Source organism: Streptomyces sp. ISL-66 (genome assembly GCF_018614135.1).
Taxonomy (GTDB): Bacteria; Actinomycetota; Actinomycetes; order Streptomycetales; family Streptomycetaceae; genus Streptomyces.
In genome coordinates, this window is sequence record NZ_JAGGOW010000222.1 from 1 (window position 1) to 9,345 (window position 9,345).

Consider the following 9,345-nt stretch of genomic DNA (forward strand, 5'->3'; position numbering starts at 1 on the left):
AAAACTCTCAGATTGATCACGACCCAATACGCTCCCTAGTAGTGCTTTGTTAGGGGGTCTTGTCGCGGTGAGTGTCTGGTAGTTCGCTGGTTGTATGAGGGCTGGGGAGCTTGCGGCGGTGCGGGTCCGGTTGGAGAAGTTCACCTCCGAGGTGTTCGCACCGCTGGTGCGGCGGGACTGGCAGGCGAAGGGCCAGTTGTATCTGCGGGGGCTGCTGCTGGACGGCCGGCGCAAGTCAATGCAGCCGATGGCTGAACGCCTCGGGGTCGACCATCAGCAGTTGCAGCAGTTCATGACGTCCTCGACCTGGCCGGTCGAGGACGTGCGGGCCCGGCTTGCGTGGCGGGCCGTGCAGGCCGTCCGTCCCCAGGTATGGGTGGTGGACGACACCGGCTTCCCCAAGGACGGCAAAGCGTCCGCGGGAGTGGCCCGGCAGTACTCCGGCACTCCGGGCAAGGTCGCCAACTGCCAGATCGGGGTGAGCGTCCACGCCGCTTCCGATAGCGCGTCGTGCCCGCTGGCCTGGCGTTTGTTCCTGCCCGCCTCCTGGGACGGTCCGCAGGCGGCAGCACGTCGGGAAGCGTGCCGGATCCCCGCCGACGTGCATCACCAGCCGAAATGGCGGCTCGCCCTGGACATGCTCGACGAACTCGCGGATACCGGGCTGCGGCCCGCCGCTCTGGTCGCGGACGCGGGCTACGGGGCGAACGCGGACTTCCGCCACGGCTTGGAAGACCGCGGACTCGCCTACGTGCTCCAGGTGAAAGGCGAGATGACCGCCCGCCCGCAGAGCGCGGAGCCGCACCAGCCCGTCTATGGCGGACTCGGGCCCAAGCCGCTGCCGCGATACCGCACCCGCCCGGTCCCTCTGCGCGAGCACGTCCTGGCAGCCGGCCGGGAACGAGGACGGGCCGTGGTCTGGCGTAAGGGTTCCAAGGCCGCACTGAGCTCGCACTTCGTGCTGTTGCGGGTCCGCCTCGCCGGCCGGCGACCGAAACCCGCCGACGACGGCACGATCGGGCTGACCTGGCTGATCGCCCAATGGCCCGAAGGCCAGGACGAGCCGGTCAAGTACTGGATCTCCAACCTGCCCGCCGACCTTCCGGCGAAAGACCTGGTCAGGCTGGCGAAGTCACGCTGGCGGATCGAGCACGACTACCGCGAACTGAAAACAGCCCTTGGGCTCGACCACTTCGAGGGCCGCTCGTTCACCGGCTGGCACCGCCACGTCACCCTCGTCACCGCCGCCCACCTCTTCCTCACCGAACAGCGGACCTGCCCAAAAGCCCCTGCCAGGGCCTGACCCTCTACCAGGCCCTGGACCTCCTCCAACACCTGCTTGCCACCTGGACCGGCCCCTGCCCCACCTGCCGACAACCCACCCAGCAGCCCTACGACACCAGCTAACAAAGCTTTCGTCGGTCGACATCCCGTTGATCCTTCCTGCCGCCTACCGCTGCGTCCCAGCCGCGGACTGATGCCGGTGCCGCAGATGCCCGTGTCAGGCCGACCAGAACACCGACTCTGGCCAGGATGCCAGTACCCGGCGACCCTCCGGCCACTCCCAGCGCGCTGCTGGCGCGCCGTGGCCACGGCGTCCCGGCCTGGTCAACCGGGTCTGGAAATCCGCGGCCTCGGGTGGTCCGCAGCCGCGACGACGAGCCGGGCCAGGACGTCCGGGCAGGGCGGGAAGCCACCTCCCCTGCCCGGCTTCTCCGCTAGCCTGCTGCCGGTCGCCTACTGGGTCTGGAACGAGGCCGGGAAGAGAACCCCATGTCTGTCCTCATCGCCGGGGGAGCCGGTTACATCGGAAGCACCGTCGCTTCAGCGTGTCTGGAAGCGGGCATCACCCCAGTGATCCTCGACAACCTCGTCCGAGGCCGCCGCGAGTTCACCGAGGGGCGCACCTTCTTCGAGGGCGACATCGCGGACGGCGCACTGGTCGACCGGATTTTCTCGGAGCACCCGGACGTCTCCGCTGTGGTGCACTGCGCCGCCCTGATCGTCGTCCCGGAGTCCGTCGCGGACCCGATCGGCTACTACGAGGCGAACGTCAGCAAGAGCCTGGCCTTCGTCAGCCACCTGCACCGCAATCAGTGCGACCGCATCATCTTCAGCTCCTCGGCCTCCATCTACCAGGCCGAGGACGGCTCACCCGTCAACGAAAACGCACCACTGGCGCCGCAAAGCCCCTACGCGCGCACCAAGGCCGTGTGCGAGGCCATGTTCGCCGACGTCGCCGTGACCGGGCCGCGCGTGCTGTCACTGAGGTACTTCAACCCGGTCGGGGCCGACCCCGAGCTGCGCACCGGCCTTCAGCTCAAGCGGCCCAGCCACGCCCTGGGCATGCTCATCCAGGCACACCAAGAAGGCCGCCCGTTCCCGATCACCGGCACGAACTATCCGACGCGCGACGGCACGGGCATCCGGGACTACGTGCACGTCTGGGACCTCGCCGCGGCCCACGTCGCGGCGATCGAGCGCTTCGACTCCATCCTCACGGAGTCGAAGCGCTCAATCGCTATCAACCTTGGCACCGGCTCTGGCACCACCGTCCGGGAACTGTGCACGGCGTTCAACAACGTCGTCAGCACGCCCCTGACCACGGTCGACACCGACCCGCGCCCCGGTGACGTCGCCGGCGGCTACACCAAGAGCGAGCGCGCGGCCGAGCTGCTGGGGTGGACGCCGAAGCTGTCCCTCGAGGAGGGCATCCGCTCCGCCCTGGACTGGATCCCGGTGCGCGACAAGATGCTGAAGGACTGAGTCCCTCTCACTTTCACCCCTTCGGGTGGAACTGGCCTCAGTTCCTGTTGCCTTCGAGGAAGCCGACCGGTGCGTCTCGGCCTCGACATCTCACGGGGCGCGCCGACACCTCGTCATCCCTCCGGGGGCCCTGCCGCTGTGCTCGGCGTAACCTCGCCTCTGAGCAATGCAGTTGGCCAGCGCGCAGCGCCCGACCCTATCCGAGGAGGACTCCGATGAAACGCCAGTCCCTCCTCGCCGCCGATTTGTCCATGCCGCTCGCTGGTATCGACCACCTCGACGTGGCTCTCGTCCTACTGCCCATGCCTTCCTCCGTGCTGGCCCCGGTCGGTCTGACGGCCCAACACCGGACAGCGCGCGCCCATTTCCACGGCGCCCACACCGAACTCGGCCAGGCACCGCCCGGCCTCCTGGCCACCGCCGAAGTCCGCGACCGCCTCTGCACCACGGCCATCGTTACAACACTCTCCCAGCGCCCCCACACCAGCGGCGTCCGCCGACTCGTCACCGCCAGCCAGCTGCGCCCCGCCTCATGACCATGGTCGACCCCTCACGGCCCTTCCGGGTCTGCTGGCTGGGAACCTCGATCATGGAACACCGTCAGGCGCACAGCCCGAGGCTGATCGACCCAGCGAACCCCGCCCAGGTCGGGGACACGGTTGTCATCGAGGAACACCGCTCGCTCGGATACGTTCACCACGTTCACCTGGCGCTCCAGCTCGCCTACCCCCACGTCGCCTTCGATTGCGACAACCGCGGCCAGGGGGCGCCACCTCCCGCCATCTCGCTGCCCTCGCCCGGGCCCTGCCAGCGGACGCCCGGTTCGATCTCGCCGTCTACGGGTGCGGCGTCAACGACGTTTGGCGTGCCCACCAGCCCGGCCGGATGGCCGAGGCCGTCCCCATCGATGAGTACGCCGAGCACTACACCGCCACCCTTACCACCCTGGCTGTGCGGGCACGTCGCATTGTGTGTCTCCGAGACCCCGGTCGGCCCCGTCGCCGAGCGGGAGACCGTCGACGCGATGAACCGTGACCTTGATCGCTACAACAGGGCCGCCGCCCAACGCGCGGCCACCGCTGGCGTCCCGTTTGTCGACGTCTGGACCCCATTCGCTGAGCTCGCCCGAACATTCGCCCGCCAACGGGTGAGACCGGCGCCGACGCTGTGGAGCGACGGCGTCCACCTCTCCGATCTCGGCGTTGCCCTTCTCGCCCAGCAGGTCGAGGCGCGCCTACGTGAGTACCGCATCGTCGACCAACTATCTGCGGACACAGCGACAGCCCCCGCGGAGTAGCAGGCGCATGATCAGCGGGGGTGCGCGAAGAAATTTGGTGCCCACTCGCCTCGGAGCCTGACAGCATCGTGGGAATGCCGAAGTCTCAGATGCTGACTGCCCAGCACCTTCCCTCCGTCGATGTGGCCCTGGGTGCCGCGGGGACCGTCTTTCGTACCTTCGCCGACCAGGACTCCGGTTGCGTCTCCTACGGGGTCGAGATCGACGGCGAGCGCTTCTTCGTGAAGACCGCTGGCACGGCCGGAACCGTCGCCTCACTGCGCCGGGCTCTCGCCGTGCACCAGGTCGCCGCCCATTCCGCGCTGATCCCCATTGTGCACAGCTTCACTACAGACGACGGACTTGCGCTCGTCTACCCGTGGGCCGAGGGCGTGGTCCTCTACCACCCGACCCGCACCCGGCACGGCGGGCGCTCCCACCCGGACAGTCCCATGGCGCGCTTCCGCCAACTGCCCCTGCAGAAAGTCCACGAGGCCCTCGCCGTGATCCTCGATGTCCACCTCGTCGTCGCTGATGCAGGGCTGGTCGCCGTCGACTTCTACGACGGCTGCACCTTGTACGACTTCGAGACCGGCACCATGCGGCTGTGCGACCTGGATGGCTACCGTCCAGGCCCCTTCGTCCTCGAAGCCGAGCGGTTGCCCGGCTCTACCCGGTACATGGCGCCGGAGGAGTTCCAGCGGGGAGCCGTCATCGACCAGCGTACGACCGTGTTCAACCTCGGCCGTCTCCTGCGGCTGCTCCTCGATGGCGGCGACGAGGAACAGGACTGGCGCGGCACCGGCGCCCAGCTGACGGTTATCACTACGGCGACCGCGCCGAACCCGACCGACCGGTACCCAAGCGTGCGCGACCTCGCGCAGGCGTGGAGCTCAGCATGCTGACTGCACCGCGCTGCGTGCTCTTCTGCGGCCTGCCGGGATCGGGGAAGACGACTCTGGCTCTGGCCCTGGCCGCGCACGGCGTGACGCGGCTGTGCACCGACGAGGAGATGTTCGCCCGGTACGGCCGGTACGGGTACGACTATCCGCGAGGGACGTTCTCCGTACGGGAGAAGCCGGTGCTCGCAGAGCTTCGGACGCGGTTGAGTGAGGTCCTGGCCGGCGGCCGTGACGCGGTCTTCGATCACGGGCTGTGGACCCGGGCCGAGCGTGATGAGTGGCGGGCCCTGGTCGAGGATGCCGGGGCGGTCCCGGTCCTGGTGGTATTCGAGGTTGAGCACGAGGAGCTGTGGCGACGCATCGAGGCTTGGAACGCGCGCGATGCCGCGAACGCGCTCCAGTTCGCCGAACACGACCTGCACCGGTTCGCCGAACGGTACGAGTCCCCGGGCGCCGACGAGGAGGGGGGTGACCCGGCGCAGGTGCTTGCGCTGCTTCAGGGGCCTGCCGTGGTGCAGGAAGAGGGCGCAGGCTGAGGACCGTTCACTGGGTTTCCTGCCGACGCGGTGCACGAAATCCGGATGCCCGGGCTGTGGCCGCGGCTCTACCCTCCCGTCATGACGCACCCTCCGCGCACCGAGCCGGCGATCGTCTCGTACTACGCCGACGCGTATGAGGAAGCCGACCGTCTCCCGGCCACGGCCACCGGCCGCCTCGAGCTACAGCGCACCCGGGAACTCCTGACCGCTCGCCTTCCCCAGGCCGCCGCAGTTCTGGACGTCGGTGGCGGCCCGGGCGCCCACGCCCGATGGATGGTCGAGGCCGGGCACACCGTTCACCTCGTCGACCCGGTACCCCGCCACCTGGAACAGGCCGCCGCCTACGCCGGGTGCACGACCGAGCCGGGCGACGCCCGCCACCTGACCGCAGCGGCCGGTACGTACGACGCGGTGCTTCTGCTCGGCCCGCTGTATCACCTGACGGAACGGGCAGACCGGATCACGGCCTTGCGGGAAGCGCTGCGCGTGGCCCGGCCCGGGGCGATGGTCGCGGCCGCGGGGATCAGCCGGTACAGCCTGATGCAGGAGTACACGGTCCACGCCCAACTCCCCCCGGAACTCCTGCAGAGAGAGGTATCCGCAGTGCTGCGCGACGGTGGATACGACGGCAGCCGCGGGTTCACCATCGCCCACTTCCACACCGGCGCCGAGCTCCTCGCCGAAGCTGCCGCGGCCGGATGGCAGAACACGGTCCTGAACGGGATCGAGGGCCCGGGCTGGGCGTACCTGTCGGCAGCTGAACGCTACGCCAGGGCAGAGCACGCCGCCGGCCTTCTGCCCTCGGCCCTGGATACGGCGCGCCTGGCCGACGTCCACGGGGCCGCCTTCGCGGACGCATCCGCCCACATGCTGATCACCGCCATCACCTGACCACGACTACGGCCTCCACGCGGAGGAGTGCAGCGCGGGGGCCGTAGGAGTCGTGCGGGTCAGCAGTCGTCGCCGCTGTGCAGCATCTGGACAGTGCCCGTCTTGCGGGCCTCCAGCGCGGCGGTCATCCGCAGCATTGCGGAGGGAAGCAGGAGTTCTGCAGCTTCGTCCGGGCGCGCCCACATGTGGGCTTCGAGCTCGTCGGCCTGGAGTCGGACGTCGGGGGCCTTGAAGGTGCCGGCGTCGAAGGTGAAGTTCACCGAAGGGTGGGGAAGCCGCGGGCCTGGGAGGGACCAGGTGACCACGGCCAGTGCGAGGCGGGTCGCCTCGAGGGCCGTCTCCTCCAGCAGTTCCCGCCGCGCGCATTGGATGGGGTCCTCGTTGTGATCGATGACTCCGCCGGGGAACTGCCACCCGGCGCGGTAAGCAGGTTTGACGATGAGGACCAGGCCCTGCTCGTCGGTGACGAGCACGGACGTCCCGGCATAGGCGCGGAGACGAGTGGCCAGCCACTCGTCCCGGGGCGGTAACCCTGCAGGGAGGGGCTCGCTGGCGGGGATCTGGGGGGCGGGGTCGGAAGAGGTCATCGGGTCAGCATCGAGTATCGGCAGCGCCCACGCAGGGTCTTTGCTGGTCTGGTCGCTGTTGCCGGTACGCGACCGTTTCCGGGTGGTGTTCGACCGGGCCCCGCCCCGAGGCCGTGCCCCGAGCTCGGCGGCTGGACCCGGGGGTCGGGACTCGGGAGGCACCAGCTCGGCCGGCTTCGCGGCCGAGCTGGTGCCGGCCATCGCGCGCAGTGCCCGGGGCGGGGGACTCGCCCAGATCGACGGCGCCGCCGGGCAGAAGACGGGTGGGGCGGTGGGTCACGCGCTGGAGCAAGACCTGACCTCGCTGGTTGGTGATCAGCACGGAGGTTCCGGCCCACAGCGCGGCCGGGGCGCGCAGCGCCCCGTACGCCTCCTCCCTCATCGCGACGCGGGGGCGTTCGTCGGGCGCGGAAGTCGTAGGCATCTCTGCTCTCTCCAGTCATGTCGTGGGCACAGGCTGCTGCAGAGGGACGGCCGGGGTCGTTGACGAAACCGCGAGCCGCGTCGGCGGTTTCGTGGCCGGCCTTCAGTCCGGGCCGGTGAATCGGGCAGTACGGCGTTCTCAGAACGCTGTGCGGACGTCGCTGCGGGGGTCTCCCACGGGCGTCCGTTCGTCGTAGAGTCCGGCTCGGGCAGAGCGCCTCCAAGGGCGGGCGCGGCGAACTGCCATGTTGATGTCTTCATCCTGCGAGTCGAGGTCGATGTCCGCGATCGCCAGGGCGGGATGTTCGTTCGCGGGGCAGCGCGCCAGCCACCGACCGCCGGACGCCACGATCCCGGACGGCGCCGTAGCGCTGAACTGGGCCGGGATGGAGTAGCCGATCCAGTAGTTGTAGAGCGTCCCGTAGGCCTGAGCGACACGGGCCCGGGGCGCCTCGTCGACCATCACCGACAGCAGGACGCACTCGACGTCCAGGCGTTCGTACTCGGCGAAGATCTCCGGGAAGTTGGCCTCGACGCACAGCGCGAAGCCGAACCGGATGCCGTCGTCCACCTCGATGACGAGTGGCCGATGTCCTGGGGAGTACAGGAAGGACACTTCGGTGTGCGACAGGAACCTCTTGTCGTACCGTGCGACCAACTGGCCGTGGTCGGAGACGACGTAGAGGCTGTTGTGCGGTCGGTTCGGCGGTGTGAGCGGGTGGATCGATCCGAACACCGTCCACAGACCGAGCTTGCCCGCCAGCGCGGTGATCGACTCCGCTTCCTCGCGCATCACATCCCACGCGGCACGGCTCCAATCAGCCGGCACCAGCTCGCCGGCCGGGCCCGCCGCCATCACGTGCTTGCTCGGGTAGGTGATCGCCCCCTCGGGGAACTGCACCAGCCGCGCACCCGCCTCGGCGGCCTCGACCATCAGGGCCCGGATCTCTTGTCCGGCTGCCCGCAGTGCTCCTCGATCAGTGGGGTCCTCCGGCACGGTGCTCTGCGCGACCGCCAGCCGCAATGTCCTGGCCACACGGGGACGTTCGGCGGGTGCAAAAGTCGTAGGCATCTCTCTCCGATCGGTGAGTGCTTGCTCGTGGGCGGTGAAGGGGTGGTCGGCACGGGGCCGAGGTGTCAGATGGTCAGCTGGGCTGGGTCGCCCTTTGTCGGGCTGAGGGTGAGCCGCGTGAAGTGCTCGGTTCGGATGATCTGGGTGCGGTCGGCTTCGGGGAGGCGGGCGAGGATGCCCGGCAGGGGCCGCTCGCGTGCGACCTCGCTGCGGTGCGCGAGGATCGCTTCCCATTTCACGTCGGCCCAGGGGGTGACGTCGACGCTGGTGGTCACGTACGTGTCCGGCACCGCGAGGACGGCCTTGCCCACCCCTTCGAGCAGTGGGCGGAGCAGGCCGACGCCGGACTCGGGGTGCGTGGCGGCGTACACCGCGGCCGGCTGCCACGGGGCGCCCGCTTCGGGATGCAGATGGGCGAGGCCGGCGGCTTCGACGGCGAGCAGGGTGATCTGGTGCGTGCGTACGTGGTCGGGGTGGCCGGTGAGCTGGCCGAGGGCGTCGTGTCCGACAACGATGTCGGGTCGGAAGTCCCGGATGCGGGCGACGAGGCGGCCGACTGCTTCGTCGAGGGGAGCGTCGACGAGCCGGGGCTGGCCGGGGGCGGCCTCGGGGTTGCGGGCGTCGTTGTAGCCGAGCAGGCGCGGGGTGCCAGCGCCCAGGACGGCCAGGGCGTCGGCGAGTTCGGGCGCTCGCCGGCTGTCGGGGACCCAGGTGGCGGTGACGACCGCCGTGCGGGCCCCGGCGGCGTGATGCTGGGCGAGGACGCCCCCGGCGAGGAGGCACTCGTCGTCCGGGTGGGCTTGTAGCCGGGGTTGAGGACTGACCGTTGACCGTCCTGATGCTCTGACGCCGGAGAAGACGACGCTTAGAAGTCATCTCATTTGGATGG

At 69.5% G+C, this 9,345-nt stretch carries 10 protein-coding genes and 1 pseudogene; 7 read left to right on the forward strand and 4 right to left on the reverse strand.

What is annotated here, in order from left to right:
• The first annotated feature begins 94 nt into the window (after positions 1-94).
• From J7E97_RS33830 to J7E97_RS33860, 7 genes are all read left to right on the forward strand, one after another.
• A complete protein-coding gene (locus tag J7E97_RS33830; RefSeq protein WP_215035214.1) occupies positions 95-1,303 on the forward strand; it encodes an IS701 family transposase in 1,209 nt (402 codons plus the stop codon).
• Positions 1,304-1,773: 470 nt separating this feature from the next.
• Positions 1,774-2,766 (forward strand): UDP-glucose 4-epimerase GalE, encoded by a 993-nt coding sequence (gene galE / locus J7E97_RS33835; RefSeq protein WP_215035216.1) that lies wholly within the window; start codon positions 1,774-1,776, stop codon positions 2,764-2,766.
• A 215-nt stretch (positions 2,767-2,981) separates the two neighbouring features.
• The gene (locus J7E97_RS33840; RefSeq protein ID WP_215035218.1) at positions 2,982-3,302 is read left to right on the forward strand and encodes a hypothetical protein; all 321 of its coding nucleotides are present in this window, start codon (positions 2,982-2,984) and stop codon (positions 3,300-3,302) included.
• A 488-nt stretch (positions 3,303-3,790) separates the two neighbouring features.
• Positions 3,791-4,063: a hypothetical protein gene (locus tag J7E97_RS33845; RefSeq protein ID WP_215035220.1), complete on the forward strand. Its 273-nt coding sequence runs from the start codon at positions 3,791-3,793 to the stop codon at positions 4,061-4,063.
• A gap of 74 nt (positions 4,064-4,137) precedes the next feature.
• A complete protein-coding gene (locus tag J7E97_RS33850; protein ID WP_215035221.1) occupies positions 4,138-4,947 on the forward strand; it encodes a serine/threonine protein kinase in 810 nt (269 codons plus the stop codon).
• Entirely contained in the window at positions 4,941-5,480 is a 540-nt protein-coding gene (locus J7E97_RS33855) for an ATP-binding protein (protein ID WP_215035223.1), read from the forward strand. Before J7E97_RS33850 ends, J7E97_RS33855 begins: the two co-directional genes overlap by 7 nt.
• 81 nt (positions 5,481-5,561) lie before the next feature.
• Positions 5,562-6,374 (forward strand): bifunctional 2-polyprenyl-6-hydroxyphenol methylase/3-demethylubiquinol 3-O-methyltransferase UbiG, encoded by an 813-nt coding sequence (locus J7E97_RS33860; RefSeq protein WP_215035225.1) that lies wholly within the window; start codon positions 5,562-5,564, stop codon positions 6,372-6,374.
• 59 nt (positions 6,375-6,433) lie between these two features.
• Here J7E97_RS33860 and J7E97_RS33865 read toward each other — a convergent pair whose 3' ends face one another.
• The 4 genes and pseudogenes from J7E97_RS33865 to J7E97_RS33880 all read right to left on the reverse strand — a co-directional run.
• Positions 6,434-6,961, reverse strand: a complete 528-nt coding sequence (locus tag J7E97_RS33865; RefSeq protein ID WP_215035227.1) for an NUDIX hydrolase — start codon at positions 6,959-6,961, stop codon at positions 6,434-6,436.
• A 4-nt stretch (positions 6,962-6,965) separates the two neighbouring features.
• A complete protein-coding gene (locus J7E97_RS33870) occupies positions 6,966-7,385 on the reverse strand; it encodes an NUDIX domain-containing protein (RefSeq protein ID WP_215035229.1) in 420 nt (139 codons plus the stop codon).
• 138 nt (positions 7,386-7,523) lie between these two features.
• A complete protein-coding gene (locus J7E97_RS33875; protein ID WP_308346930.1) occupies positions 7,524-8,420 on the reverse strand; it encodes a carbon-nitrogen hydrolase family protein in 897 nt (298 codons plus the stop codon).
• 101 nt (positions 8,421-8,521) lie between these two features.
• Positions 8,522-9,256 (reverse strand): annotated as a pseudogene (locus J7E97_RS33880) (PIG-L deacetylase family protein); the annotation flags it as partial.
• Positions 9,257-9,345 lie beyond the last annotated feature (89 nt).

Coding starts and splice junctions, on each gene's coding strand:
- J7E97_RS33845 (WP_215035220.1), top strand. CDS start 3,791: ATGAACCGTGACCTTGATCGCTACAACAGGGCCGCCGCCCAACGCGCG.
- J7E97_RS33865 (WP_215035227.1), bottom strand. CDS start 6,961: ATGACCTCTTCCGACCCCGCCCCCCAGATCCCCGCCAGCGAGCCCCTC.
- J7E97_RS33860 (WP_215035225.1), top strand. CDS start 5,562: ATGACGCACCCTCCGCGCACCGAGCCGGCGATCGTCTCGTACTACGCC.
- J7E97_RS33855 (WP_215035223.1), top strand. CDS start 4,941: ATGCTGACTGCACCGCGCTGCGTGCTCTTCTGCGGCCTGCCGGGATCG.
- J7E97_RS33840 (WP_215035218.1), top strand. CDS start 2,982: ATGAAACGCCAGTCCCTCCTCGCCGCCGATTTGTCCATGCCGCTCGCT.
- J7E97_RS33830 (WP_215035214.1), top strand. CDS start 95: ATGAGGGCTGGGGAGCTTGCGGCGGTGCGGGTCCGGTTGGAGAAGTTC.
- J7E97_RS33870 (WP_215035229.1), bottom strand. CDS start 7,385: ATGCCTACGACTTCCGCGCCCGACGAACGCCCCCGCGTCGCGATGAGG.
- J7E97_RS33850 (WP_215035221.1), top strand. CDS start 4,138: ATGCCGAAGTCTCAGATGCTGACTGCCCAGCACCTTCCCTCCGTCGAT.
- galE (WP_215035216.1), top strand. CDS start 1,774: ATGTCTGTCCTCATCGCCGGGGGAGCCGGTTACATCGGAAGCACCGTC.